Raw genomic sequence first — 23,191 nt, 5'->3', positions numbered from 1 at the left:
TTTCACGCTGGGCAGGACACGAGTGCGCGTATGAACCAGTATGACAGGAACAGGGTAAGCCGGCTCCCTGGCTGGCGCAGTTTTGAGCCATCTCAGACTGCGCCGGAAGGCGTGCGCGTGCGCAGTCCTGTCATTCGCCCGGATGATTTCGTCCGGCCATCGCCCGAACCCGCCCCGCCCCCCTTCGTGCCGCCGGCAAGCATTGCGGAAACCCGCCAATATGAGCGTCCGGCGCCTCCTCCTCCTCCGAAACCGCCAGTCGTGGACGCGCCGCCGAATGCAGAACCCGCACCTGCCGCACCCCTTCTCGACCTCCGCTCGAGTATCGCCGCGATCTGGAGCCGGCGGCTGATCGTGTTTGGCCTGGCGCTTCTTGGAGCCCTGGCCGGCGGAGCGGTGGCGCCGCTGATTGCCCAGAAGTTTACCGCCGTCAGCAGCCTCTATTTCGATCCGCGCCAGATCGGCCTTGCCGATGCCGGTGCGCAATCGTCGGGTCCCTCGCCGGAAATGATCTCGGCGCTGATCGATAGCCAGGTGCAGATCCTCACTTCGGGCAATGTGCTGCGGCGCGTCGCCGAAGCCATGAAGCTCGACCAGGATCCGGAATTCACCGGCGGCCGGACGGATGGCGCCGCCGTGATCGGCACTCTGCAGAAGGCGCTGGTCATCACCCGTGAGGCCAGCACCTATGTCGTTTCGCTTGCTGCCACGACCAACGATCCCGAAAAGTCCGCAAGGCTTGCCAATCAGGTCGTTACCTCCTTTACCGAGGAAGAGAACAGCGCCTCGAACGGCATTTACGAAAACACCTCCTCGACGCTCGATGGACGCCTCGACGACCTGCGCCAGAAGGTGCTGGAAGCTGAGCAGGCAGTCGAAACCTTCCGCGCCGACAACGACATGGCCGCGACCGAAGGCAACCTGATCTCCGATCAGCGGCTCGTCTCGCTGAACACGCTGCTGGTGACGGCGCAGGAAAAGACCATCCAGGCAAAGGCGCGCGCCGATGCCGTCGCCAATCTCCGCGTCGAGGACATCGTCGCTGGCAACCAGGCGGAGGGCGGCGTCACCTCGCCACTCGTCAGCCTGCGTCAGCAATATGCCACCCAGGCCGCCGCCGTCGGCAGCCTCGAAAGCCAGATGGGCACGCGTCATCCGCGCCTGCAGGCGGCCCGCTCGTCGCTGCAGAGCATATCAGTCGAAATCAGGGGCGAATTGCAGCGTCTCGCCACCTCTGCAAGGGGCGAATACGAGCAGGCCAAGGCCGCCGAGGACAGCATCGCCAAGGAGCTTGCCGTGCAGAAGGCGCTGCACGCCGGTTCGTCGGACAAGCAGGTGGAATTGAACGAATTGCAGCGCAAGGCGACTGCGGCGCGCGATATTTACGAGACGGTGCTGAAGCGCTCCAGCCAGACGAGTGAGGAACAGAACCTCAACCAGAGTAACATTCGCGTCATCTCGCCGGCCGAGCCGCCGGTCAAGGCCGACGGTCCGGGAAAGAAAATCCTCCTGGTTGCCGGCATCATCGGCGGTTTTCTTGCCGGTTTTGTCGTCGGCGCCGGCTTTGCGATCCTTGCCGGTCTCTTCGGCCATCCCGTCATCAGAAGTTATTTCAGGAAGTCGCCCGCTGCGGCCGCTTGATGACGGTCGTCGGTTTTCCTACATCGGGGAAGCGGCCTATAGAGCAATTCCAGGAAAAGTGTGAAGCGGTTTTCCGTCCGGAATTGCGTAAAACGAAAAGTTAGAGCGGTTCTGCGTTTCCGTGAAAAGCTGAACCGCTCTAGTTGGCAGGAGAGTTCCCATGCGGCTGTTGATGATGCTTCTGATATCGCTCGTTGCCGTGTCTGGCCTCGCACCGGCGTCCGCCCTTGCCGTCGACTGGACGAAATCCGTCGATTCGGGCGTTCAACCCCTCTATCCCTACAAGGGTCTTCCCGGCGTCAAGGCGCAGCCGGACAAGAAGGAAGAGGAATCCTACAATTGCCGCACGGAAACCGTCCAGGTCCGCCGCCGTTATGACGAGATCTTCCGCTCGGGCGGCATGCCGACGCTGATGTATGTCTGCGAACGCGACGGCTTCATCTCGATGGACGACAAGGTTCCGCTCCGCGGCCACTATCAGCCGGTGCGGTGAGGGACTTCAGGCGGTCAGCAAAGCCGATGGATGCGCCTGCCGGAAACGTTCGATCGGAAGCTCCATCCTCAGATAGTCGAAGCCGGCATTTGCTTCCGATCGATCGACGATCGAATATTTGACCACGCCTTCTTCCTCGGTGCGCCGTAGCGGCAGGTTTTCGGCCGCCGCAAAGCCCAGTCGCTTGTAAAGGCCGATCGCTTTTTCATTGTGGGAGAAGACGTGCAGCTCGGCGGTTTCGACCCCAAGCCAGGAAAACATCCACTCCAGCAGTGCCATGCCGCAATGGAACATCAGGTTGCGGGTATCGCTCGCCCGGCCGCGGATGACGTTGTCGAATTCGGCCGAGCCGGGCCGGATGTTGCAGACGCCGAAATTGCCGAACCGGTTTCCGCCTGGATCGCAAATGACGAATAGGATTCGGTCGGCGGCGGGCAGCGAGATGGTTTCGAGCCACCGCCGTGTGCGTTCCTGGGTGGCGTTAAACTGGCTGAGGAAAAACGGCATCGACTGGTTGCGCCACGTCGTCAGGTCGTCGATCAGGCCGGGATCGGCAAGCATCGACCTGTCGATGCATTGCAGGTCGCCGACGTGCCTGCCGCTATCGTCCCTGATCGGAAGTCGGAGCCGTCTGGCCGGATCCGCATTGTCCTTGAGGCTGACGATATCGACCTGCGCCATGAACGACTATCCCTGATTGTCCGCTCACGCCTTGCGGCAGATGCAGTAGCCGCCCGGCGAGGAAGACAGCACGAGCTTGCCGTTCAGAACCGGATCGACTTCGAAGCGGTCGGTTTCCGCCAGATAGTCGGTGACGGCCTTCAGTGGTTCGTTGCCGCGCAGCCAGACCTTGGAGCGCTTTGTGAAGGCCTGTTCCTCCGTCAGGTGGCCGATGAGCGTGTCGGCGACGACGAGGTAGCAGCCTTCCGTCACCAGCGGACCGTAGGCGCGGCATTCCGCCAGAACATGCTCGTAGGAATGGTCGCTGTCGAGTACCACCATCACGCGGGCGCCCGGCGGGATCTCGGCCTTCACGGCGGCAAGCACGTCGTCGTCGACGGAACCGCCCTGGATCATCTTGATCCGGTTCGACATCGGATGGGATTCGATCGACTCGCGATTATGGGCGCGGATGTCGATGTCGACGCCGACGACCTTGGCCTTGTCGTTGCCCATGGCGGCGAGGATCGACGCCATGAAGATCAGCGAGCCGCCGCGCGCAATGCCGGTTTCGATGATGACATCGGGCTTGGTCGCCCAGATGACTTCCTGGGTCGCCAGGATATCGACCGGAAGCTGGATGATCGGCACGCCCATCCATGACCAGAGATAGAAATAGTCGAACTTGTCGAGCCCGATCAGCGTGTTTAGCGATTGTTGGAAACTTGCCTCGTCCTTGCCGAGTGCAAGTGACATTTCCCGCTTGTGGGCTTCGAATTCGAGACGATCGTCCTTCGTGGTCATGATTGTTCTTTGTCCTTCGCTGTAGGGCTGTCTTAGACCGACTGCCGCAATGCCGTGCTGTTGTGGTAGATCCGCCCGGCCGCCATATCGAGCAGCGTTGCCGCGACCCGGTCGATATCGGCTTCGCTCATGTCGTGATAGCTTGGCAGGTTGATCGCGCGGCCCGGAATGCTCCAGGCGTTCACGTTCTCGGGCCGATCTTCGAACATGGAGAGGCTGGAGAGGGGATAGAAGAAGACGCGCGCGTCGATATTGGCGGTCTCGAAGGTCTGCTGCATCATCTCGCGGGTAATGCCCGTCGACGGATGGAAGACGGCGGTCGGCATCCAAGCGCCGTTGATCGTGCCGGTGTATTCCGGGTTCATCGTGATGCCGGGCAGGGCCGAAAGCCGGATCATGTAGGAGGCCAGAATTTCGCGCTTGCGGTTGACGAGTTCCTCGATGCGCTCGAGTTGGGCGCAGCCGATGGCCGCCTGGATGTTGGACATCTTGTATTTGAAGCCGATCGCATCGGGCCAGAACTGCTTGGTCTGTCCGCGCGCCCGGCCGTGATTGCTGAGCGTCAGCACCTTTTCGTAGAGTGCCGCGTCATTGGTGACGAACATGCCGCCTTCGCCTGTCGTCAGCGTCTTGGTGCCGTGGAAGGAGAAGGTGCCGAAGGCGCCCATCGAGCCGGCGCGGCGGCCGTGCCAGACGGAGCCGACCGCTTCAGCCGCATCTTCGATCACCGGAATGCCCGTCCTCTTGCCGATTTCCAGCAGCGCATCCATGTCGCAGAGGTTGCCGTAGAGATGCGTGGCGATAATGGCCTTGGTCTTCGGCGTGATATGGCGCTCGACCTCCTCGGGATCAATGCACCACGTATCGGCAAGCACGTCGACAAAAACGGGTCTCGCGCCGAGGTGGACGATCGGCGAGACGGTGGCAACCCAGTTCGTATCGGCGAGGATCACTTCATCGCCGGCGCCGACGCCGAGCGCTGCAAGCCCCATGTGCATGGCGCCGGTGCAGCTCGAGGTCGCGATCGCAAAGCCGCTGCCGAGATAGGTTTTGAAGTCACGTTCGAAGCGGTTGAGATAGTCGTAGCAGCGCGCGCCCCAGCCGGTGGCGGCGGCATCGGTCGCATAATCCGTTTCGAGCTGGGTGATCGAAGGCTTGGTGTAGAAGATCCTGTTTGTCATGCCGCTAATTTCTGTTGAATTGAAATCAAGACGTAGGCGCCCGCCACGACGCTAGTTTTTGAAGCTGGCGCGAGGCTCACATGATGATGTGCCGGGCGACATCGTGCTCGTGAAACACGAGGTTGGGCAGGTAGCCGAGTGCTACGAAATACTCCCGGTCGCTATTGACGCTGACGAAGACGGCGGTGCTTTCCAGCGGACTGTCGCTGAGTTTCACCGTCATCTTCACCTTTTCGTTGAGGCCGAGTTCGCGCATCAGGCCTTCGAGAGCGGTGATTTCCGAGAAACCGCCGAGAAGCAGTGTATCGATGCCGATTGCCGAATTCACTTCGCTCACCAGCGTCTGGATGGCGACCATCAGGGGCAACCTTTCACGGAAATTGCGAATTTCCGGGTGGTTGAGCATCCCGCCCCACATGATGCGGGTATAGAGCTCATAGGCCTTGATGAAGTTCTTGCGCTCCGCCCAGAAGCGGAAGGCGACCGCCATGCGATTGAGCGTGAAGACCTTGCACATCTCATCATACTTGAGACGCGTCTCGGGCGTGAGAGTCATCGCTCCGCGCTTGACGCCCATATAGAGGAAATATTCAAGCCCGCCGCGATAGCGGTCCCAACTCGTCATGACGTCGTTGGTGCCTTCTTGCGGACGGTCGCGGGCGATCGCCGAATTGACGATGGAGCGGTAGAACGGCCGTTGCAGGAAGGAGACCGCGCCCTGATCCAGGAAATGCGCAAGGAACGGGAACGGGTAGAAGCAGAATTCCCGCGGAATCCAGGCCGACCGCAGGGCTGACGAGCGATAGATCGCGATTTCCGGAAAGATGTGGCCTTCGCAGATATACTGGAAGACGTCGCCGAAACTTCCGTGCGGAAACTTCCGATCCTCCTCGACATTATAGAACTTCGTGATGTCGGTTTTGGCGACTTCGTCGTAGAGGAACCACGGCGCATGGGCGCAGGTCACCTCCTGATTGTTGTCGAGATATCTGATGGTGTCGGCCAACGCATCGGCAATCAGGATGTCGTCGTCGGCGAGATAGATGAGGTATTCGCCCTTGCCGAGGCGCAGAGCGCTCGTGACGTTTGCCGCGGCGCCGGCATTGGTTTCACGCTTGTAGTAGCGGATCGGCAGCCCGCGGGCGATGAATTCCTCGACCACCTGCTGCGTGCCGTCCGTGGAGGCATTGTCGCAGATGACGATTTCGAAGGGAAAGTCGAACTTGTAATCGTTCTCGCAGTAGGTCAGCGCGTTTCTGAGATAGGCTTCGCGGTTATAGGTCGGGATGCAGATGCTGAGTTTGATACCGCTCAAAGGCTTGTCTCCTGGCCGTGGCTGTCAAGCGCGGCGTCGCGCTCGCTGATGATGCTCGGCGTGAACGGCCAGGCGATGGAAAAGGCGGGATCGTCCCAGCGGACGCCACGGGCGAGTTCCGGCACGTAGGTTTCCGACATCTGGTAAAAGAGTTCGCAATCATCCTCGAGCGTCAGGAAGCCGTGCGCGCATCCGGCAGGTATGTAGAAGGCGTTGCGCCTGATGGCATCGAGCTCGACGGAGGCCCATTTGAGATAGCTTGGCGAATCCGGCCTCAGATCGAGCGCCACGTCGAAGACCCTGCCGCGCGTGACGCGCACCAGCTTCACCTCCGGCCGCGGTTGGGCTTGGTAGTGCATGCCGCGCAGCGTCCCGCGTTTGTGGTTCTGCGAGACATTGCACTGCGGGTAGACGGGCACGAGACCTTGCGCCGCAAAGGTCTGCGCATCGAAGGTTCGTGCGAACATTCCCCGGTCATCGGAGCGTGCGTCGACTTCCACGACAAAGGCACCCGAAACCGCGGTCGGAAGGAATTTCATCCGAGCACCGTCAGTTCCGGCACGGCAACGGCGAAGCGTCCACCCCAGCTGCCGACCCTGCTGTTGGCCGCAACGACCTCATTCTTGATGTTCCAAGGCAGGATGAGGACGTAATCCGGCTGCGTCTCGTCCATCTTCTCCGGCGCGTAGATCGGCAGTTTGCTGCCCGGCAGGAAATGCCCCTGCTTGTGCGGATTGCGGTCGACGACGTATTCGATGAGATCGGTGCCGACGCCGCAGAAATTCAGCAGCGTGTTGCCCTTGGCGGCAGCGCCATAGGCGGCGACCTTCTTGCCGCTGCGTTTGGCTTGTTCGAGGAAGGCGAGCAGGCCATCCTTGATCGGCGCCACGCGGCTCTGGAAGGCCTCGTAGGTCTCGACCTTGTCGAAACCGGCGGCCGCCTCCTCAGTGCGCACCTTGGCAAGACCGCGGCCGATTGCGTGAGCCGTGGATGTTGCACGGCAGGCAAGCACGCGGAGACTGCCGCCATGGGTCGGCAATTCTTCCACGTCAAAGATCTTGAGGCCGTGCGCCGCGAACACCTTTTCGACGGCGAGCAGCGACAAATAGTAGAAATGCTCGTGGTAGACAGTGTCGAACTGGATGTTTTCCATCAGCCGCAGCAGGTGCGGGAATTCGACGCTGACGACGCCGTCAGGCTTCAGCACGGCCGAAAGCCCGCCGACGAAATCGTTGATGTCAGGCACGTGCGCCAGCACGTTGTTGCCGATGACAATGTCGGCGGCAAGGCCGCGGGAGACGAGATCGGCAGCGGTTTCCTTGCCGAAGAAGCGCGCTTCCGTGGGAACGCCGATCTGACGCGCCACTTCCGCAACGTTTTCGGCCGGCTCGATGCCGAGCACCGGCACGCCGGCTTCGACGAAATGCTTGAGGAGGTAGCCGTCATTGCTCGCCACCTCGATCACCTGCGATGTGGCGTCGAGGCCGAAGCGCTCGCGCGCCATGATCGTAAACTGGCGGGCATGCTCCACCCAGCCGTCGCTGTAGGAGGAGAAATAGGCATAGTGGCTGAAGATATCCTCCGGCGGAACGAAGGCATCGGCCTGCACCAGCCAGCATTCCGTGCAGACGAAGGCGCGCAGCGGATAGGATGGCTCGGGCAGTTTGAGCTGCTCCTCCGTCAGATAGGCATTGGCGAGCGGCGTCGAGCCCAGATCGACAAAACGATGTTTCAGCGGAGCGTTGCAGAACCGGCAATTATGCGCTGTCATGATATTGTTTCCTCATAGGCCGCGATCTGCCCGAGCGAGAAGGCGCGCATGTCGGCTCCCTCGCGATTGGCCTTGTACCATGCGGCTGTCCAGTCGATTGTTTGCTGAAGGCTGAGGCGCGGACGCCAGCCGATCGTGTCGAGCGCCAGAGCGGAGCTCAAGGTAAGGGCAGGCGCTTCCGGATGATGTTTACCCGGCGCGGGCTTCCAGACGTCGTTCACGCCATGAGCAAGGCCGAGCGCCTCGGCAAGTTCGGAGACTGTCGCGAAGCTCTGCGGGTCTGGGCCGAAATTGAGCGCTTCGGGCAGCTCCTGTTCGCCGGCAAGTGTCAAGGCCTCGGCGAAGGCGAGATAGCCGCCGAGCGGCTCCAGCACATGCTGCCAGGGGCGGATCGCTTCGGGATAGCGCAGCAGGATCGGCTGGCTGCTTTCGAAGGCGCGGATGAAGTCCGGGATCAACCGGTCTTTCGACCAGTCGCCGCCACCAATGACATTGCCGGCACGTACCGTCGCAAGCTTGATGTCGCGCCCCTTGAAGAAGCTGTCGCGGTAGCTTTGGACGACGAGTTCGGTGCAGGCCTTGGAGTTGGAGTAGGGGTCCTTGCCGCCCAGCATATCCGTCTCGACGAAGGGAACGCCGCTGCCGTTGTTGGCATAGACCTTGTCGGAGGTGACGACGAGAGCCGTCTTGACCGAGGGCGTTTCCCGCACCGCGTCAAGCACGTTTGCCGTTCCCATCACATTGGTCGCGAAGGTTTCGGCCGGATTTTCGTAGGAGCGCCGCACCAGCGCCTGCGCTGCCATGTGGATGACGACTTCAGGCTCGAAATCGATGAAATGCTGCTTGAACGTCGCCGCTTCGCGGATGTCGGCAATGTGATGGCCCTGTCCGTTCCAGGGCGCAAGCCGCCCATAGAGCGAGGGATTGGTCTCGGGTTCGAGCGAGACAGCCGTCACTTCCGCACCGAGCTTTTCCAGCCACAACGACAGCCAGGATCCCTTGAACCCAGTGTGTCCCGTCAGGAACACGCGCCTGCCATTCCAGAAGTCCGTCAGGCCCATAGCTTCCACGGTGCCTTTCCGGAACTCCAGAGCTCCTCGAGCTGATTGCGCTCGCGCAGCGTGTCCATCGGCTGCCAGAAACCGTCATGCTTGAAGGCGGCGAGCTGGTTGTTGGCGGCGAGCCATTCCAGCGGCCCGGCTTCCCAGATCGTGTCGTCGCTGGGAATGAGATCCACCACCGAAGGGTCGAGCACGAAGAAGCCGCCATTGATGCGCTGGCCGTCACCCCTCGGTTTCTCCACGAAGGAGGTGATGAACTGCCCCTCGATATTCGTGGCGCCGTAACGTCCGGGCGGGGTTACCGCGCACATCGTCGCCTTGAGGCCATGGCTGCGATGGAACGCGACCTCGGCGGCGATATCGATGTCGCCGACGCCGTCGCCATAGGTCATGCAGAAGGGTTCGCCTGGCGTAAGATGGTCGCGAATGCGCCCGAGACGGCCGCCGGTCATCGAATACATGCCGGTATCGACTACGGTCACGCGCCAGTTCGGTCGTGTGCCGCCGTGGTAGTTGATGCTGTTGGAGGCGAGGTCGACGGTGATGTCGTTGTGGTGCAGAACAAGGTTTACGAAATATTCCTTGATCAAATAGCCCTTATAGCCGGCGCAGATGATGAAATCATTGAGCCCGTGATGGGCGTAGATGCTCATGATGTGCCAGAGGATCGGCATGCCGCCGATTTCGACCAGAGGCTTGGGTCGGATACTGGTCTCCTCGGCAAGACGAGAGCCAAGGCCACCGGCGAGAATTACGACTTTCATCCCAAGCGAACTCCAGAGTGTCTAGTCAGGTTTCCCGACCACCCTCAGAGCCGCCCGGCTCTTTACAGGCGGAACGGCCGTATGTTCATCCTTGCCCCGGTATCCGATTTCGTTCTTGTGCGAGGCTTGCGGGGGTGTGGGAACCGACAGCCGCGCGTTTCGCAGGCCGTGCGTTGAGCAATGGAACAGCTTGCCGTTCGAGACATCCCGTTTGGCCGAAGGCACGTCCCTCCAGTTTTACGAGGGGGCGCCAAGCGGGCGCAATTGATCCGACCAGACGCGGTCGATCCTGATAGGAAAACGTCAGATACCGCCGGCCGATTGCCGCGGACAAAGGCCCGCGTCGGCCCGAAGAAAAACCCCACTTCGGAATCCCGAAATTCCCTCGCTTCGGGATCCCGAAATTCGACGCCTTTTGCGGGCTGGCGTCGTGCAGAAACATTCAATGATTTCAATCCCGCAGCCAATTTCGGGATTCCGAAGTGCTATATAGATTATGGGAGAGTCCCCACCCGCCGCCATAGCTTGGCCGGATTGTTTGCGGTTAAGCCTCTAGACTAAGCTGGAGTGGAGTGTCGTCTGCCTCGGCGACCTTAGGCTTACGTTTTGTTGCCGCACGGCGTGGTGGTTTGGTGGTCTTCTGCAGAGTGTCGGAGCCGAACTCATCTGACTCGCCGCTGGGCAGCAGCGGGTAGGCAGCAAGCGCCGCGCCGGCAGAAGCTACCTCAATGACCGGCTTGGTGCGCGGCATTTCAACGGCCGGTTCGGTAGTCGACACCTCGCGTGCCTTTGGTGGATGGGGGTTGCCGGCTGCGGACGTGGCGTATCGGATCATTGCAAGACTCCATTATGTTCGCTATATGTTCACATTTTGGGGTGAGGGAGTCAATGGAGGCCAGCTATCAAGAGCGGTGGGAATAAGCGTCCAGAAATCAGGATTTCGGAGAGTTCTTGGGAGCTATCGAGTGAACAAGCCTCAAGCGCATTCTGGCTGGCCTTTGCTAAAAGGCACAAAATGCGCAACTTAATTGGAAAGGCTTAACTCCTTGATCTTGGTAGCGATCAAGAATGGAATGGTGCCCAGAAGAGGACTCGAACCTCCACACCCTTTCGGGTACCAGCACCTGAAGCTGGCGCGTCTACCAATTCCGCCATCTGGGCGACGGAGAGCGATGTAAGGGGGTGGCTCCTGACTGTCAACTGGGTTTTTGAAGTTTTTCTGACAGTTGGCGAAAAAGCAGCCGATCACATACGGGGGAGCGCCGGAAGGTGGGCATAGCGCTTCGGTTGGTACGCCCTATATAAAAGAAATATCGAAAGGAATGCCTCATGCTTGCTCCCCGCACGCTTCTGCTCGCCGGCCTTCTCGCCATTCTCACGCCCGCAATCGCCGGGGCCGATTCGCTGAAGCTGGGCAAGCCGGGGGTCGGGCCGTTGAACACGGGCTCGACCCTCTGCGATTTTCGCGGCTGCTTCGGTTTCGGGCCGCAGCAATGGCATCGTCCCGCCTATGTCCAGCCGAATTATCGCCCGCGCGGCGCGGGGCCGACCTATTACCGGCCGGGCGCTGCCGGCCGGCCGCAGCTGACCTATGATCCGCCACCGGTGCAAAGGGTGCAGCCGAAGCCGCGTGACATGAACAGCCATGCCGCTTGGTGCAGCAACGAATACCGTTCCTACAATCCGAGGACGGATCGTTTTCTGACCTATGAAGGCATCTATAAAACCTGCCGCTCGCCCTACCGCTGAGCCGTCAGCTTTCGAGCGAGGCGCGGTCGACATGGCCGAGATCTCGGCCGGGCTCGACGATGTCGCGGACCCGCTGCTTCAGCTCCTTCGGCCCGGGAAAGCCGCCGTCGCGCTTACGCTCCCAGATCAGATCGCCATTGACGCGGATCTCGAAATTGCCGCCGGTGGCGGGGATCAGCGCCACTTCGCCGAGGCTGTCGGAAAAGGTATGCAGCAGCTCCTGCGCCATCCAGCTGGCGCGCAGCAGCCAGTTGCACTGGGTGCAGTAGAGGATCGTGACGCGGGCTTTTTCGGTCATGACGATGTCCTTTCGTTTGCTCAGATTTAAGGCCTGTGGCGCGTGCGCGCAATCGCCCTCGCAGAGCATGATGCCGAAAAGTGTGAGCGGTTTTCGGGCGACATCATGCTCTAACTATTTAATTAAGAACAGGATTCAGATTTTGGGCCGAACCGGCCTAAAGCCTCGATCCTGTTCTGGCGTCTTGCGCACCGCCTTCCGCCATGGTCTCTTCCCGTGATCGGCCATACCAGGAAGAGCCCATGCGCGTCGCAGTCATCGAAAATATGCGGAATACCGGCCTCGGCGCGCTTGCCGCGGCCCTCGACGAGGCGGGCGCGGAGATCGAGTGGTTCCGGGTGTGGCAGGACGGAATTCTGCCGCTAGACATATCGGACCACGACGCGCTGGTCGTTCTTGGCGGCGAGCAGAGCGCGCTGGATGACCAAACCCACCCCTATCTGCCGGAACTCGTCCGGCTCACGCGCCGCTTCGGCGATGCCGGCAAGGCCGTGCTCGGCATCTGCCTCGGCAGCCAGATTCTCGCCCGTGCCTATGGTGCCGACAACCACTTAGGGATCGCCCGCGAATTCGGCTGGCACGGGATCGGCGTCACCGCCGATGGCCGGACCGATCCGCTGCTGTCGGCGCTTGGCGGCGAGTTCACCATCTTCGAATGGCATGCCGATACGTTTTCCCTGCCCGGGGGCGCGGTGCGTCTCGCCTCGAGCCCCGTTGCCGAGAACCAGGCCTTCCGAATCGGCCGCGCCGTCTATGGCACCCAGTTCCATTTCGAGGCCAATGCAGCGGTCGTCGCGCAATGGAAGGCCGAATTTCCCGATACGATCGCGCGCATTGCGCCGGGCTGGCTGGAGAACCATGCCGAACTGGCGGCAAGACACGCCGGTGCCGCCGATGCCGCGGGCCTTGCCATCGCACGCGCCTGGGTCAGCCTGATCGAGCGGGAAGAGGTCGAAATGCTGTCGCAGGCCTCGGCTTGAGGGGTGATGCGATGCTGGCCAGCGAACGCGACAAGATGGCGGCAGGCGAATGGTATTGCTGCCTCGATGACGAGCTCGATCTCTTGCGCCGTCAGGCGCGCTTAGCCGTCTACGCGCATAACACGCTGCCGCCGGACGAGCGTGGTGCCGTCGCGCCGGCCCTGAGGGCGCTCTTTGCGCAGGCAGCACTCAATGTCTTCATCGAAGCGCCGTTTCACTGCTCCTACGGTATCAACATCACTCTCGGCGAACGCGTCTATTTCAATGCCGGCTGCACCATTCTCGATTCCGGCCGTGTGACCATCGGCGATCGCAGCATGTTCGGCCCCGGAGTGCAGATCTATTGCGCCGAACATCACAAGGAGCCGGCACTTCGCAGCACGGGCATCGAGATCGCCCGGCCGGTCACCATCGGCAGCGATGTCTGGATCGGCGGCAGCGCCATCATCCTCGGCGGCGTCACGATTGGCGACGGTGCGATTGTCGGCGCCGGTGCGGTGGTGACCAGGGATGTGCCGGCCGGCGCAACCGTGGTCGGCAATCCAGCCTGCATCCGATAACGCCTGCAAGGCCGCCCATTCGGCGATGACCTCGCCATCTCGACAGCAACGAAAGTTCCGCTAGATCAACAGGCACAACGGGAGGACATCATGAGCGAACTGAATTTACCGATGGAGGGCGGCTGCCGTTGCGGCCGGGTGCGATTGAAGATCAGCGCCCCGCCGCTGCTCACCATGGCCTGCCATTGCACCGGGTGCCAGAAGATGACGGCGAGCGCCTATTCGCTGAGTGCGGCCATCCCGAGCGAAGGCTTCGAGGTCACGAAAGGCGAGCCGGTGATCGGCGGCCTGCATGGCGTCACGAAGCATTATTTCTGCCCGCATTGCATGAGCTGGATGTTCACCCGGCCGGAAGGCATGGACTGGTTCGTCAATCTGCGCGCGACCATGCTCGACGACCCGAGCTGGTTCACGCCCTTCATCGAGACATGGACGAGCGAGAAACTGTCCTTCGCTGAGACAGGTGCGGTCCACAGCTACGAGGCGCTGCCCGAGATGGACGCGTATGAGGGGCTGGTGAAGGAGTATATGGACAGGGGATGAGTCAAAACTGCCTGTATTTCGCAAATGGCAAGCCATGCTTCGCGACATACTCATTTTGCTCCGCGATCGCCTCGGCGTTTTCAATTCGCCAAAGTCTCTCGCGTTCTTCGCGAGGCAGCGTTTCATCATCGCTTGTTTTTTGTTCGAGAATTTGGGCTTTACCGCCCTCTTTGATCGTGGGATCGGTATTTGCGCCCGCCGCCGATCCAGGCTTTCCAGTTGCCGGGCTTTCATCGTTCATCGCAGAATCCCCTCGGAAATAACTGTTGACGGAGCCTAACCAATTCTCTTTCGTCATGCTCGGGCCTGTCCCGAGCATCTGCAGCCGTTTGATATTTAGCAGATCCTCGGCACAAGGCCGAGGATGACGGCGAACAAAGAGGGAGGCTCGTCAACATCCAAGGAGACCCACGTCTCCTCGTCAAAAGAAGCTCTGCGAAAAACCTATTCGTCGCCCATCTTCAATGCCGCGATGAAGGCTTCCTGCGGAATCTCCACCTTGCCGAACTGGCGCATGCGCTTCTTGCCGGCCTTCTGCTTGTCGAGCAGCTTGCGCTTGCGGGTGGCGTCGCCGCCGTAGCATTTCGCGGTCACGTCCTTGCGCAGCGCCGAGATCGTCTCGCGGGCAATGACGTTGCCGCCGATTGCGGCCTGGATCGGGATCTTGAACATGTGCTTCGGGATCAGCTCCTTGAGCTTCTCACACATGTCGCGGCCACGCTTTTCGGCAGCCGTCCGGTGCACCATCATCGAAAGCGCGTCGACCGGTTCGCCATTGACGAGGATCGACATCTTCACGAGGTTGCCCTCGCGGTGGTCGGTCAGCGTATAGTCGAAGGAGGCATAACCCTTCGAGATCGACTTCAGCCGGTCGTAGAAATCGAACACGACTTCGTTGAGCGGCAGGTCGTAGGTCAGCATCGCACGCGTGCCGACATAGGTGAGCTCGATCTGAATGCCGCGCCGGTCCTGGCAGAGCTTCAGGATGCCGCCGAGATAATCGTCGGGTGTCAGGATCGTCGCGCGGATCCACGGCTCGTGGATTTCGGAGATCTTGACGACATCGGGCATGTCGGCCGGATTGTGCAGCTCGCGCTCCGTGCCGTCGGTCATGTACATTTTGTAGACGACCGAGGGTGCGGTGGCGATCAGGTCGAGGTCGAACTCGCGCTCCAGTCGTTCCTGGATGATTTCGAGATGCAGCAGGCCGAGGAAGCCGCAGCGGAAGCCGAAGCCGAGGGCGGCGGACGATTCCATCTCGAAGGAGAAGGAGGCGTCGTTGAGGCGAAGCTTGCCCATGGCGGCGCGCAGATCCTCGAAATCGGCGGCATCGACCGGGAAGAGGCCGCAGAACACCACTGGCTGGGCCGGCTTGAAGCCTGGCAGCGCCTGGGCCGTCGGCCGCTTGTCCTCGGTGATCGTATCGCCGACGCGGGTATCGGCCACTTCCTTGATCGAAGCGGTGATGAAGCCGATCTCGCCGGGGCCGAGGCGGTCGATATTGACCATCTTCGGCGTCAGCACGCCGACGCGCTCGACCTGGTATTTCGCATCGGTGCCCATCATCCGCACCGTTTGGCCCTTGGTCAGCACGCCGTCGATGACGCGGACCAGAACCATGACGCCGAGATAGGCGTCGTACCAGCTGTCGACCAGCAGCGCCTTCAGCGGTGCCTTTTCGCCGCCGGGGCTCTTCGGCGCCGGCAGCTTGTGAACGATCGCTTCCAGCACATCGGGAATGCCAAGGCCGGTCTTTGCCGAAATCAGCACCGCCTCCGAAGCGTCGATGCCGATCACTTCCTCGATCTGTTCCTTGATGCGGTCGGGTTCGGCGGCCGGCAGGTCGATCTTGTTGAGGACGGTGACGATCTCGTGATTGTTGTCGATCGCCTGGTAGACGTTGGCGAGCGTCTGCGCTTCGACGCCCTGGCTGGCGTCGACGATAAGCAACGAGCCCTCGCAGGCCGACAGCGACCGTGAGACTTCATAGGCGAAGTCGACGTGGCCGGGCGTGTCGATCAGGTTGAGAATGTATTTCTCGCCGTTGTTCGCCTGGTAGTGCAGGCGCACGGTCTGGGCCTTGATGGTGATGCCGCGCTCACGCTCGATATCCATATTGTCGAGCACCTGCTCGGACATTTCGCGCTCGGCAAGGCCGCCCGTCGTCTGGATCAGGCGGTCGGCCAGCGTCGATTTGCCGTGGTCGATATGGGCCACGATCGAAAAGTTGCGGATATGGGACAGCGGAGTGGTGGAATTGGTGCTCATGCGCGCCATATAGCAGCGCCGCCCCCTGCCGCAAAGCGGTAATTATCCCGCTGTTTACGCTATTTCGTCATGTGTTGGACGCGTATCAGACCGGCCACGTCTCCTGCCGCCAGGCCGAATCCCAGAACATCCATTCATATTGCGAGGCGCGCACGAAGACATCGGTCATTTGAGCGCGCTCAACCGGCGATGCGGCGCGGGCGGCGATGTCGGTCAACGCGATCACTTCGCGGGCGCCGGCGGCAAATTGCGGATCGCCATAGGTGTTGATCCAGGCCTGGAAGGCATTGCCCTCGATAACAGGCCGGTTCTTGATCGCTTCGCCGACGTGCCAGTAGATCCAGAAGCAGGGAAGGATGGAGGACAGCGCCACCGCGTAGGAACTGTGATAGGCGGTGGCAAGCAGGAAGTTCGTATAGGCAAAGCCGGCAGGCGAGGGTTCGGCTGATGTGACGTCCGCAGACGTGATGCCGAACTGGGTGAGGAAGCCGGCATGCAGGCCCTGCTCGACGGTGATCGCCTTCTGCGCCGAACCGAGGAAGCGCAGGACCTGCGCATTGTCGGGCGCCTTGGCCGCGACGATCGCAAGGCATCGCGCATAATGCTTCAGGTAGAGCGCATCCTGCAGGATATAGTGCCGGAAAACCTCCGGTGGCAGCGTGCCGTCCGAAAGGCGCTGCAACAGCGGCAAGGCCTCGATTTCAACCATGATCGGCGCGATCCTGTCCCAGGCGGCAGCCGTGAAGCTTCCCGTCGTGTCCGTGCTCTGTGTGCTGGCGTCCATCACTCTCTCCTCGGATTACGCCGCCATATATGGACGGCGGGCCGGCGAAAGCAAGGCGCTTTTGGCCGCTTTTCGTAGCCACTTGATTCCATCATCGGATAATGCATTTCTCTTATAGTGGAATCATGGGACGGAAAAATGGAACCGGAACTCGAACAGGCGATCGGCATCCGCATCCGCACGCTGCGGCAGGAAAAGGCTCTGACGCTCGATGATCTTGCTGCGGCCTCCGGCGTCAGCCGGGCGATGATCTCGCGCATCGAGCGGGCGGAGGCGAGCCCGACTGCTTCGCTGTTGGCAAGGATTTGCGCCGCGCTCGGCCTGTCGCTGTCGGCCTTCTTTGCGGAAGAGGGGCAGGCCTCGCCGCTTGCCCGGAGGCAGGAACAGCAGGTCTGGCGCGATCCGGAGACCGGTTATCTCAGACGCTCTGTTTCACCCCCGGGCACCGCTTCCGATGTCGATATCGTCGAGGTTGAATTCCCGGCCGGCGCCCGCGTCAGCTTCCCCCCGCATGCGAGCGCCCATGGCATGACGCAGCATATTTGGCTGTTCGACGGCGAGCTGGAGATGACGGCGGGTGAGACCGTCTACCGGCTGCGCCCGGGCGATTGCCTCTTCATGCCGGTCGGCGAGGGTCACGTCTTCCACAATCCGGGCAACGCGCCGGCACGCTATTGCGTCGTGCTCGATCGCGGCGGCCGATAACAGCATTCATTTCAGGAGAACAGCATGCCTGCTATTCGTATCCTTTCCGCCGAGGAGGCCCGCGCCGCCATTCCGGCCCTTTCGCAAGTGCTTGTCGATTGCGTCGTGGGTGGCGCCTCCGTCGGCTTCATGCAGCCCTATGGGCCCGAGGATGCCGAGCCCTATTGGCGCGATGTCGCCGATGCCGTTGCCGCGGGCGGCAACTTGCTGCTGGTCGCCGAACTCGACGGCAGCATCGTCGGCACGGTGCAGGTGGGGGCCGCGCAGATGCCGAACCAGCCGCATCGCGGCGATCTGAAGAAGCTGCTGGTGCATCGCTCGGCCCGCGGCAAGGGGCTCGCCCGGCTGCTGATGGATGCCGCCGAACGCGAGGCGGCAAGGCGCGGCAAGACCCTGCTCGTGCTCGACACGGCAACCGGCAGCGATGCCGAGGCGATCTATCCGCGCCTGGGCTGGCAGCGCGTCGGCGTCATTCCGGATTATGCGCTGTGGCCGGAAGGCGGCTTCTGCGCCACCACCCTGTTTTACAAGCGGCTCGCCTGATTGCGCCGGCCCCGCTTAAGCCGGCCTGGCGAAGACAGGAAGCGCGCCGCCGAGCGTCGCGCCCGTCGTCCATTGCGCGGCATTCCAGCCGAATTGTCGAGCCGCTTCGATATTTTCGGCCATATCGTCGATGAAAGCGATCTCGCCGGGAAGTACGCCGGCGCGCTCGGTCGCCAGCCGGAAGAAATCGGGAGAAGGCTTGCTGTGTCCGAGTGCTGCGGAATAGATGATGTCGTCGAAATGCGCGTTAAGGCCGATCCGCTCCATCAGGTAGCGTGCCCGCCTATGCTCCTGGTTGGTCGCCAGCAACAGAGTGATGCCGCTTTGCCGGAGAGCGGCGAGCTCTTCGAGCAGAGCGAGATCGAGGCGGGAATCGTTTTCGAACCAGTAGTCGATCAGCGTTTCGGCGCTGAGGTGGGGCGCGATCTTTGCGAGTACGCCGGCGAGCCTCGGCTCCAGCGCCGCGCGGCCGATGATGATATCGCGCCAGTGGGTCTGGAAGAATTCCTGCTGCAGCAGGTCGAGGCGCAGGCCGAGATCGCGCTCGAGGTAGGTGAAGAGAGGCAGGCCATCGGTCGGACGACCATGAATGAGCACGCCGTCGACATCGACCATCAGCACTTTCATGCGGAAAATTTCCTCGTTCTCAAAACACCGGCGAAGGTGGCGTCATTATTCCAGACGATCAAGAGGCCACGCCGCTTTTTTGTCACGGCCGAGCCGTGTAAATCTCCATTGTCAATCAAGGGGCAGGATCTGAAATGCGCGTCATCTATTCCGAGGATCACAAGCTGCGCGATGCCAGGACGGAGCTGCACGCCGGTCAGCTGGTGACGCCCTTCGAGGCGCCGTTCCGCGCCGAATGGATCCTCGCGGCGGTCAAGGAGGCGGGCTTTACCGACGTGGTGGCACCTGATGCGCACGGGTTGGAAACGGCTCGAAAAGTGCATGATCCCGCCTATCTGGATTTTCTCGCTACCGTCTGGGACCGCTGGGTGGCGGCCGGTTTCACCGGGGAGGCGATCGCCAATTCCTTCGCCGTTCGCCGCACCAGCCAGCGCGTGCCCGACAATATCGTCGGCGCAATCGGCCATTACGCCAATGCCGCCGATACCTCGATCACCAAGGGCTCCTACGAGGCAGCGATCGCTTCCATGCGCTGTGCCGTCACGGGCGCCGACTGGCTGACGCAGGGCAATCGCTTCGCCTTCGCGCTCTGCCGCCCGCCCGGCCACCATGCCGGCATCGATCTCTTCGGCGGCTATTGCTTCATCAACAATTCGGGCGTCGCGGCGCAGCGGCTGCTCGACCATGGTGCGAGGAAAGTCGCGGTGTTGGATGTCGACTTCCATCATGGTAACGGCACGCAGGATCTCTTCTATCGCCGCGGCGACGTCTTCACCGCCTCACTACACGGCGATCCCATGCATGCCTTTCCCTATTTCCTCGGCCATGCCGACGAGGAGGGCGAGGGGGAGGGCACGGGTGCCAACCGCAACTATCCGATGCCGCCAGGCACGTCTTGGGATGTCTGGTCTTCGGCCCTTGCCGATGCGCTCACCCGCATCAAGACCTTCGGCGCCGAGGCGATCGTCGTGGCGCTCGGCGTCGACACCTTCGAGCGCGACCCAATCTCCTTCTTCAGCCTCACCTCCGACGATTTCACAGGTATGGGCGCGATGATCGCTTCCGCCGGCTTGCCGGTGCTCGCCTGCATGGAGGGCGGTTACGGCGTGTCGGAGATCGGCCTCAACGTCGCCAACGTCCTCAAAGGTCTGGAAGCCTGATCACTGCCGATGACCGACGAGACCGTTCCATCCGAGATCCCGACACCCCGCATGCTGAGCTGGGCGCGCAATTCCGCTATCTATCGCCTCGAGCGGCGGATGATGACGGAAAAGCAGCTGTTTGACGCCATCACCCGCAAGGCGAAGGAGAAATTCGAAGATATCAGCGCGGCACAACTCAAGGCCGTTGCCGATTTCGCCGTCAAATTTGCCTATGACAACAAGGTGCTCGACGATCACGCCTATGCGGAGGTCAGCACGCGCTCGGCCGTGCGTGGCGGTAAATCGAAGCGCGCGATCGCCCAGAAGCTTGCTGCCAAGGGCGTCTCCAGCGACAAGGTCGAGGCAGCACTTGAAGAGGCTGACGATCTCTATGCGGCAGCGATATTCGCACGCAAGCGCGCCTTCGGCCCCTTCCGCCGGGTCGAGCTTGACGAAAAGCGAAAGGCGAAAGAGCTTTCGGCTTTTGCCCGCAACGGCTTCAGCTTCGACATCGGCAGGAAGGTCTTCGACATGAGCTTCGAAGACGCCGAAGAGATCATCCTTGCCGGCCGATCTTTGGCGCCTCAGCATCAGCGCTCTTGATCCCGGCATGAAAAGTTTGAATTTGGTTCTCACCCGTCTTCGGCCTAGAACCGCGCCAGGATCGGGGGCAACATGGATATCAAGAATATCGAGACCGGGACGGACGGCGCAGCCTTGATCGCGCAGCCGGGCATATCGCCGACTTCGGGCGGCTTGGCGGCCGGTGTCGCCATGTGCCTGATGTCGATGTCGTCGATCCAGTTCGGCGCGGCACTGTCTTCGTCAGCCATTGCGACTTATGGCGTTGCCGGCGCCACCTGGCTGCGGCTTGCTTTCGCGGCGATCATCCTTGCCGCCGTCGTCAGGCCTTCGGTGCTGCGTTATAGCGGCGCCCAATGGCGGGCGACATTGCTGCTCGGAACGACGACGGCTGCCATGACGCTCTGCTTCTTCGCGGCGATCCAGCGGCTGCCGCTCGGCCTGGCGATCGCCATCGATTTCCTCGGGCCGCTCTCGGTCGCCGTCTTCGGCTATGGCCTGACCTGGCGGCTCACCTGGCCGTTGATCGCTGCTGCCGGCATTCTCTTCCTCGCCCATGACGGCGAAGGCTGGGTCGGCAATTCCTCAGGCGTCCTCTTTGCCCTCGGTTCGGCCGTGGGATGGGCGGTCTATATCCTGCTGACGAAGAAGGTCGGCGCTGCCTTCAAGGGGCTGGAAGGTCTCTCCATGTCGCTGATCGTTGCCGGCCTCGTCGCGACACCCTTCGGTCTGGCCGAGACAGGGGGCGCCTTCACAGCGCAGGGACTGGTCGAGGTTCTCGGCCTTGCCATCCTCGTGCCACTCTTGCCCTATGCGCTGGAGATGGTGGCGCTGCGGCGCATGCCGTCGGCATCCTTCGGCATTTTGATGAGCCTCGAACCGGCCCTCGGCGCTCTCGCCGGCTTTCTGATCCTCGCCCAGCCGATGACCGCGCTGCAGATGTTGGGTACGGCGCTCGTGGTGGCGGCCAGCGCCGGCGCCACCGCCTCGGCGGCGAAGACCTAGAAAAGTGTCAGCGTTTTTGGGGAACGCCGTCTCTACAAGATGGATCAGGCGGGTTTGCGGGCGGGATCGTCGAGCGCCGGATTGTAGAACAACGACAGTATCAGGCTTTTGGCGATCCGCTCCGCCGTTGCCATGAACCAGGCCTTGGCCTCCGGCGTTGGCGCAATATCGTCGAGCGTTGCGGCAAACAGCGACAGCCACTTCGGAAAGAGATCGGGCGTCAGGTTCTGGACACCCGTATGCGCCTGCACCGGCTTGCCGCCATAGGCGCCGCTGCGGAAGGCAACGGCCGACCAGAAGCTCTTCATTTTCGCCATATGCTCCGGCCAGCGCCCGGATAGCCTGGCGTCGAACACCGGGCCGAGATCGGGATGCGCTAGCACGCGCCCGTAAAAGGTCTCGACCAGCCTGTCGATGAAGGCCGCGTCGACGCCCATTTCCCGCATCTCCGCCTCCGCCCTTTCGCGGATCGCCGCGACATGGGCAGGGCGGCCCTGAATCTCATTGTCCATTCCAAAACCCCGGCACCGCGTGATGCGGCAGCCTCCATATAGGTGTTTATGGCGGCGAGCCAAAGTCACCCGTGTCGCTTGCGGCAATCTGTCAGCAGCCTGCCCCGCGCACTTGACCGTCACCATCTCCTTCTTTAGATTTAGAATAATTCTAAAGAATGGAGAAAGTCATGCTGGCGCGGTTTTTCAGATCCTCGAAACGATCGTTTGGATCGCTGTCCGAGCAGGAGATTCTTGCTCTCGCGATCGCCTCCGAGGAAGACGATGCCCGCATCTATCTCGCCTATGCCGACAGGCTGCGCCGCGAATTTCCGGCCTCGGCCAAGGTCTTCGAGGACATGGCCGAGGTCGAGGATACCCATCGCAAATCGCTGATCGAGATCCATCGCCAGCGTTTCGGCGAGCGCATCCCGCTGATCCGGCGCGAGCATGTGCAGGGCTTCTACGAGCGTAAGCCCGACTGGCTCAGGGCAAACCTTTCGCTGGATGCGATGCGGCAGGAAACCGAGGCGATGGAGGAACAGGCCTATCGTTTCTATGTCGAGGCGGCAAAACGGACCTCGGACGCCTCGACGCGTGAGCTTCTCGGCGATCTCGCCCTCGCCGAACAGGGGCATGAGGATATCGCCCGCATGCTGGGCGACAAACATACGCCCGCAGACGTCAAGCACGACGAGGACGCGACGGTGCATCGGCAATTCGTTCTGACCTATGTGCAGCCGGGTCTTGCCGGACTGATGGACGGCTCGGTCTCGACGCTGGCGCCGATCTTCGCCGCCGCCTTCGCCACGCAGGATACCTGGCAGACCTTTCTTGTCGGTCTTTCGGCCTCCGTCGGCGCCGGCATCTCGATGGGCTTCACCGAGGCGGCCCATGACGACGGCAAGATCTCCGGCAGAGGCTCGCCGGTCAAGCGCGGCCTTGCCTGCGGCATCATGACCGCGCTCGGCGGCCTCGGCCACGCACTACCCTATCTGATCCCGCATTTCTGGACGGCAACGATCACCGCCGCCGTCGTCGTCTTCTTCGAACTCTGGGCGATCGCCTTCATCCAGAACCGTTACATGGAAACCCCCTTCCTGCGCGCCGCCTTCCAGGTGGTGCTCGGCGGCGGCCTGGTGCTCGGCGCCGGTATCCTGATTGGGAATGGGTGACTTGCGGTCGGGCGCAGCCCGAGCAATCGATCCAGTGAATCGATTGCAG

The 23,191-nt window shown here is 61.7% G+C and carries 27 protein-coding genes and 1 tRNA gene; 12 read left to right on the top strand and 16 right to left on the bottom strand.

What is annotated here, in order from left to right; translation table 11 throughout:
* Positions 1-30: 30 nt before the first annotated feature.
* A complete protein-coding gene (locus tag OLZ32_RS15205) occupies positions 31-1,641 on the top strand; it encodes a GumC family protein (RefSeq protein WP_264421676.1) in 1,611 nt (536 codons plus the stop codon).
* Positions 1,642-1,801: 160 nt separating this feature from the next.
* Complete coding sequence (locus OLZ32_RS15200) at positions 1,802-2,134, top strand: hypothetical protein (protein WP_029873678.1); 333 nt, start codon at positions 1,802-1,804, stop codon at positions 2,132-2,134.
* Between the two features lie 6 nt (positions 2,135-2,140).
* Here the strand turns inward: OLZ32_RS15200 and OLZ32_RS15195 are convergent, their stop codons facing one another.
* The 10 genes from OLZ32_RS15195 to OLZ32_RS15150 all read right to left on the bottom strand — a co-directional run bounded on the left by OLZ32_RS15195 (position 2,141) and on the right by OLZ32_RS15150 (position 10,851).
* Positions 2,141-2,815 (bottom strand): GNAT family N-acetyltransferase, encoded by a 675-nt coding sequence (locus OLZ32_RS15195; RefSeq protein ID WP_264421672.1) that lies wholly within the window; start codon positions 2,813-2,815, stop codon positions 2,141-2,143.
* Positions 2,816-2,839: 24 nt separating this feature from the next.
* Positions 2,840-3,598: a cephalosporin hydroxylase family protein gene (locus OLZ32_RS15190; RefSeq protein WP_017962832.1), complete on the bottom strand. Its 759-nt coding sequence runs from the start codon at positions 3,596-3,598 to the stop codon at positions 2,840-2,842.
* A gap of 32 nt (positions 3,599-3,630) precedes the next feature.
* Positions 3,631-4,779: a DegT/DnrJ/EryC1/StrS family aminotransferase gene (locus OLZ32_RS15185; protein ID WP_264421668.1), complete on the bottom strand. Its 1,149-nt coding sequence runs from the start codon at positions 4,777-4,779 to the stop codon at positions 3,631-3,633.
* 76 nt (positions 4,780-4,855) lie between these two features.
* Positions 4,856-6,094, bottom strand: coding sequence for a glycosyltransferase family 2 protein (locus OLZ32_RS15180; RefSeq protein ID WP_264421666.1), 1,239 nt, complete (start codon positions 6,092-6,094; stop codon positions 4,856-4,858).
* Entirely contained in the window at positions 6,091-6,633 is a 543-nt protein-coding gene (gene rfbC, locus OLZ32_RS15175; RefSeq protein WP_264421664.1) for a dTDP-4-dehydrorhamnose 3,5-epimerase, read from the bottom strand. The genes OLZ32_RS15180 and rfbC overlap by 4 nt, the downstream gene beginning before the upstream one ends.
* On the bottom strand, positions 6,630-7,865 hold the full coding sequence (locus OLZ32_RS15170; protein WP_264421662.1) for a class I SAM-dependent methyltransferase: 1,236 nt from the start codon (positions 7,863-7,865) through the stop codon (positions 6,630-6,632). Before OLZ32_RS15170 ends, rfbC begins: the two co-directional genes overlap by 4 nt.
* Positions 7,862-8,926, bottom strand: a complete 1,065-nt coding sequence (gene rfbG / locus OLZ32_RS15165) for a CDP-glucose 4,6-dehydratase (RefSeq protein WP_026160072.1) — start codon at positions 8,924-8,926, stop codon at positions 7,862-7,864. Before rfbG ends, OLZ32_RS15170 begins: the two co-directional genes overlap by 4 nt.
* Positions 8,917-9,690, bottom strand: a complete 774-nt coding sequence (gene rfbF, locus OLZ32_RS15160) for a glucose-1-phosphate cytidylyltransferase (protein WP_003544573.1) — start codon at positions 9,688-9,690, stop codon at positions 8,917-8,919. The genes rfbG and rfbF overlap by 10 nt, the downstream gene beginning before the upstream one ends.
* Before the next feature lie 544 nt (positions 9,691-10,234).
* Entirely contained in the window at positions 10,235-10,525 is a 291-nt protein-coding gene (locus tag OLZ32_RS15155; protein WP_264421660.1) for a poly(hydroxyalkanoate) granule-associated protein, read from the bottom strand.
* A gap of 239 nt (positions 10,526-10,764) precedes the next feature.
* A tRNA-Leu gene (locus OLZ32_RS15150) sits at positions 10,765-10,851 on the bottom strand.
* Between the two features lie 168 nt (positions 10,852-11,019).
* Here OLZ32_RS15150 and OLZ32_RS15145 point away from each other — a divergent pair.
* Positions 11,020-11,439, top strand: a complete 420-nt coding sequence (locus OLZ32_RS15145) for a BA14K family protein (protein ID WP_003544577.1) — start codon at positions 11,020-11,022, stop codon at positions 11,437-11,439.
* Positions 11,440-11,443: 4 nt separating this feature from the next.
* Here OLZ32_RS15145 and OLZ32_RS15140 read toward each other — a convergent pair whose 3' ends face one another.
* A complete protein-coding gene (locus OLZ32_RS15140) occupies positions 11,444-11,737 on the bottom strand; it encodes a SelT/SelW/SelH family protein (protein ID WP_003544579.1) in 294 nt (97 codons plus the stop codon).
* A 203-nt stretch (positions 11,738-11,940) separates the two neighbouring features.
* On the opposite strand from OLZ32_RS15140, the gene OLZ32_RS15135 reads away from it, so the two are divergent.
* The 3 genes from OLZ32_RS15135 (at position 11,941) to OLZ32_RS15125 (ending at position 13,820) form a co-directional block, all read left to right on the top strand.
* Positions 11,941-12,717: a type 1 glutamine amidotransferase gene (locus OLZ32_RS15135; protein ID WP_017989986.1), complete on the top strand. Its 777-nt coding sequence runs from the start codon at positions 11,941-11,943 to the stop codon at positions 12,715-12,717.
* Positions 12,718-12,728: 11 nt separating this feature from the next.
* The gene (locus OLZ32_RS15130; protein ID WP_264421657.1) at positions 12,729-13,277 is read left to right on the top strand and encodes a sugar O-acetyltransferase; all 549 of its coding nucleotides are present in this window, start codon (positions 12,729-12,731) and stop codon (positions 13,275-13,277) included.
* A gap of 90 nt (positions 13,278-13,367) precedes the next feature.
* Entirely contained in the window at positions 13,368-13,820 is a 453-nt protein-coding gene (locus OLZ32_RS15125; RefSeq protein WP_264399372.1) for a GFA family protein, read from the top strand.
* Position 13,821: 1 nt separating this feature from the next.
* Here OLZ32_RS15125 and OLZ32_RS15120 read toward each other — a convergent pair whose 3' ends face one another.
* From OLZ32_RS15120 to tenA, 3 genes are all read right to left on the bottom strand, one after another.
* Positions 13,822-14,061, bottom strand: a complete 240-nt coding sequence (locus OLZ32_RS15120) for a type II toxin-antitoxin system CcdA family antitoxin (RefSeq protein WP_264421654.1) — start codon at positions 14,059-14,061, stop codon at positions 13,822-13,824.
* A gap of 203 nt (positions 14,062-14,264) precedes the next feature.
* Positions 14,265-16,097, bottom strand: a complete 1,833-nt coding sequence (gene lepA, locus OLZ32_RS15115; RefSeq protein ID WP_264421652.1) for a translation elongation factor 4 — start codon at positions 16,095-16,097, stop codon at positions 14,265-14,267.
* A 76-nt stretch (positions 16,098-16,173) separates the two neighbouring features.
* Entirely contained in the window at positions 16,174-16,872 is a 699-nt protein-coding gene (gene tenA, locus OLZ32_RS15110; RefSeq protein WP_264421651.1) for a thiaminase II, read from the bottom strand.
* 138 nt (positions 16,873-17,010) lie between these two features.
* Here tenA and OLZ32_RS15105 point away from each other — a divergent pair, with 138 nt between their 5' ends.
* Both OLZ32_RS15105 and OLZ32_RS15100 read left to right on the top strand, forming a co-directional pair.
* Positions 17,011-17,577, top strand: coding sequence for a helix-turn-helix domain-containing protein (locus tag OLZ32_RS15105; protein ID WP_017989989.1), 567 nt, complete (start codon positions 17,011-17,013; stop codon positions 17,575-17,577).
* 24 nt (positions 17,578-17,601) lie between these two features.
* The gene (locus OLZ32_RS15100) at positions 17,602-18,120 is read left to right on the top strand and encodes a GNAT family N-acetyltransferase (RefSeq protein WP_017989990.1); all 519 of its coding nucleotides are present in this window, start codon (positions 17,602-17,604) and stop codon (positions 18,118-18,120) included.
* A 15-nt stretch (positions 18,121-18,135) separates the two neighbouring features.
* Here OLZ32_RS15100 and OLZ32_RS15095 read toward each other — a convergent pair whose 3' ends face one another.
* Complete coding sequence (locus OLZ32_RS15095) at positions 18,136-18,747, bottom strand: HAD family hydrolase (RefSeq protein WP_017989991.1); 612 nt, start codon at positions 18,745-18,747, stop codon at positions 18,136-18,138.
* Positions 18,748-18,881: 134 nt separating this feature from the next.
* On the opposite strand from OLZ32_RS15095, the gene OLZ32_RS15090 reads away from it, so the two are divergent.
* From OLZ32_RS15090 to OLZ32_RS15080, 3 genes are all read left to right on the top strand, one after another.
* Positions 18,882-19,907, top strand: coding sequence for a histone deacetylase family protein (locus OLZ32_RS15090; protein WP_017989992.1), 1,026 nt, complete (start codon positions 18,882-18,884; stop codon positions 19,905-19,907).
* Positions 19,908-19,916: 9 nt separating this feature from the next.
* Positions 19,917-20,492, top strand: coding sequence for a recombination regulator RecX (gene recX / locus OLZ32_RS15085; protein ID WP_003544605.1), 576 nt, complete (start codon positions 19,917-19,919; stop codon positions 20,490-20,492).
* Between the two features lie 72 nt (positions 20,493-20,564).
* A complete protein-coding gene (locus tag OLZ32_RS15080; RefSeq protein ID WP_017989993.1) occupies positions 20,565-21,476 on the top strand; it encodes an EamA family transporter in 912 nt (303 codons plus the stop codon).
* Positions 21,477-21,520: 44 nt separating this feature from the next.
* Here OLZ32_RS15080 and OLZ32_RS15075 read toward each other — a convergent pair whose 3' ends face one another.
* Positions 21,521-21,988, bottom strand: coding sequence for a group III truncated hemoglobin (locus OLZ32_RS15075; RefSeq protein WP_264399366.1), 468 nt, complete (start codon positions 21,986-21,988; stop codon positions 21,521-21,523).
* Positions 21,989-22,158: 170 nt separating this feature from the next.
* Here OLZ32_RS15075 and mbfA point away from each other — a divergent pair, with 170 nt between their 5' ends.
* Positions 22,159-23,142 carry an iron exporter MbfA gene (gene mbfA / locus OLZ32_RS15070; protein WP_264421645.1) on the top strand — a complete coding sequence of 328 codons (984 nt, stop codon included), beginning with the start codon at positions 22,159-22,161 and terminating at the stop codon, positions 23,140-23,142.
* Positions 23,143-23,191: the final 49 nt, after the last annotated feature.

The sequence above is a fragment of the Rhizobium acaciae genome (assembly GCF_025941625.1).
GTDB classification, from domain to species: Bacteria; Pseudomonadota; Alphaproteobacteria; order Rhizobiales; family Rhizobiaceae; genus Rhizobium; species Rhizobium acaciae.
The sequence above is the reverse complement of the archived record's forward strand: the minus strand, read 5'-3'. Positions and strand labels throughout refer to the sequence as shown.

What these genes read in the sequence shown, in the direction of transcription:
- rfbF (WP_003544573.1), bottom strand. Translation starts at nt 9,690, where the DNA reads ATGAAAGTCGTAATTCTCGCCGGTGGCCTTGGCTCTCGTCTTGCCGAG.
- lepA (WP_264421652.1), bottom strand. Translation starts at nt 16,097, where the DNA reads ATGGCGCGCATGAGCACCAATTCCACCACTCCGCTGTCCCATATCCGC.
- OLZ32_RS15135 (WP_017989986.1), top strand. Translation starts at nt 11,941, where the DNA reads ATGGTCTCTTCCCGTGATCGGCCATACCAGGAAGAGCCCATGCGCGTC.
- OLZ32_RS15140 (WP_003544579.1), bottom strand. Translation starts at nt 11,737, where the DNA reads ATGACCGAAAAAGCCCGCGTCACGATCCTCTACTGCACCCAGTGCAAC.
- recX (WP_003544605.1), top strand. Translation starts at nt 19,917, where the DNA reads ATGACCGACGAGACCGTTCCATCCGAGATCCCGACACCCCGCATGCTG.
- OLZ32_RS15130 (WP_264421657.1), top strand. Translation starts at nt 12,729, where the DNA reads ATGCTGGCCAGCGAACGCGACAAGATGGCGGCAGGCGAATGGTATTGC.
- tenA (WP_264421651.1), bottom strand. Translation starts at nt 16,872, where the DNA reads ATGGACGCCAGCACACAGAGCACGGACACGACGGGAAGCTTCACGGCT.
- OLZ32_RS15155 (WP_264421660.1), bottom strand. Translation starts at nt 10,525, where the DNA reads ATGATCCGATACGCCACGTCCGCAGCCGGCAACCCCCATCCACCAAAG.
- OLZ32_RS15090 (WP_017989992.1), top strand. Translation starts at nt 18,882, where the DNA reads ATGCGCGTCATCTATTCCGAGGATCACAAGCTGCGCGATGCCAGGACG.
- OLZ32_RS15105 (WP_017989989.1), top strand. Translation starts at nt 17,011, where the DNA reads ATGGAACCGGAACTCGAACAGGCGATCGGCATCCGCATCCGCACGCTG.
- OLZ32_RS15095 (WP_017989991.1), bottom strand. Translation starts at nt 18,747, where the DNA reads ATGAAAGTGCTGATGGTCGATGTCGACGGCGTGCTCATTCATGGTCGT.
- OLZ32_RS15200 (WP_029873678.1), top strand. Translation starts at nt 1,802, where the DNA reads ATGCGGCTGTTGATGATGCTTCTGATATCGCTCGTTGCCGTGTCTGGC.
- OLZ32_RS15125 (WP_264399372.1), top strand. Translation starts at nt 13,368, where the DNA reads ATGAGCGAACTGAATTTACCGATGGAGGGCGGCTGCCGTTGCGGCCGG.
- OLZ32_RS15170 (WP_264421662.1), bottom strand. Translation starts at nt 7,865, where the DNA reads ATGACAGCGCATAATTGCCGGTTCTGCAACGCTCCGCTGAAACATCGT.
- rfbG (WP_026160072.1), bottom strand. Translation starts at nt 8,926, where the DNA reads ATGGGCCTGACGGACTTCTGGAATGGCAGGCGCGTGTTCCTGACGGGA.
- OLZ32_RS15195 (WP_264421672.1), bottom strand. Translation starts at nt 2,815, where the DNA reads ATGGCGCAGGTCGATATCGTCAGCCTCAAGGACAATGCGGATCCGGCC.
- OLZ32_RS15080 (WP_017989993.1), top strand. Translation starts at nt 20,565, where the DNA reads ATGGATATCAAGAATATCGAGACCGGGACGGACGGCGCAGCCTTGATC.
- rfbC (WP_264421664.1), bottom strand. Translation starts at nt 6,633, where the DNA reads ATGAAATTCCTTCCGACCGCGGTTTCGGGTGCCTTTGTCGTGGAAGTC.
- OLZ32_RS15185 (WP_264421668.1), bottom strand. Translation starts at nt 4,779, where the DNA reads ATGACAAACAGGATCTTCTACACCAAGCCTTCGATCACCCAGCTCGAA.
- OLZ32_RS15145 (WP_003544577.1), top strand. Translation starts at nt 11,020, where the DNA reads ATGCTTGCTCCCCGCACGCTTCTGCTCGCCGGCCTTCTCGCCATTCTC.
- OLZ32_RS15075 (WP_264399366.1), bottom strand. Translation starts at nt 21,988, where the DNA reads ATGGACAATGAGATTCAGGGCCGCCCTGCCCATGTCGCGGCGATCCGC.
- mbfA (WP_264421645.1), top strand. Translation starts at nt 22,159, where the DNA reads ATGCTGGCGCGGTTTTTCAGATCCTCGAAACGATCGTTTGGATCGCTG.
- OLZ32_RS15120 (WP_264421654.1), bottom strand. Translation starts at nt 14,061, where the DNA reads ATGAACGATGAAAGCCCGGCAACTGGAAAGCCTGGATCGGCGGCGGGC.
- OLZ32_RS15190 (WP_017962832.1), bottom strand. Translation starts at nt 3,598, where the DNA reads ATGACCACGAAGGACGATCGTCTCGAATTCGAAGCCCACAAGCGGGAA.
- OLZ32_RS15100 (WP_017989990.1), top strand. Translation starts at nt 17,602, where the DNA reads ATGCCTGCTATTCGTATCCTTTCCGCCGAGGAGGCCCGCGCCGCCATT.
- OLZ32_RS15205 (WP_264421676.1), top strand. Translation starts at nt 31, where the DNA reads ATGAACCAGTATGACAGGAACAGGGTAAGCCGGCTCCCTGGCTGGCGC.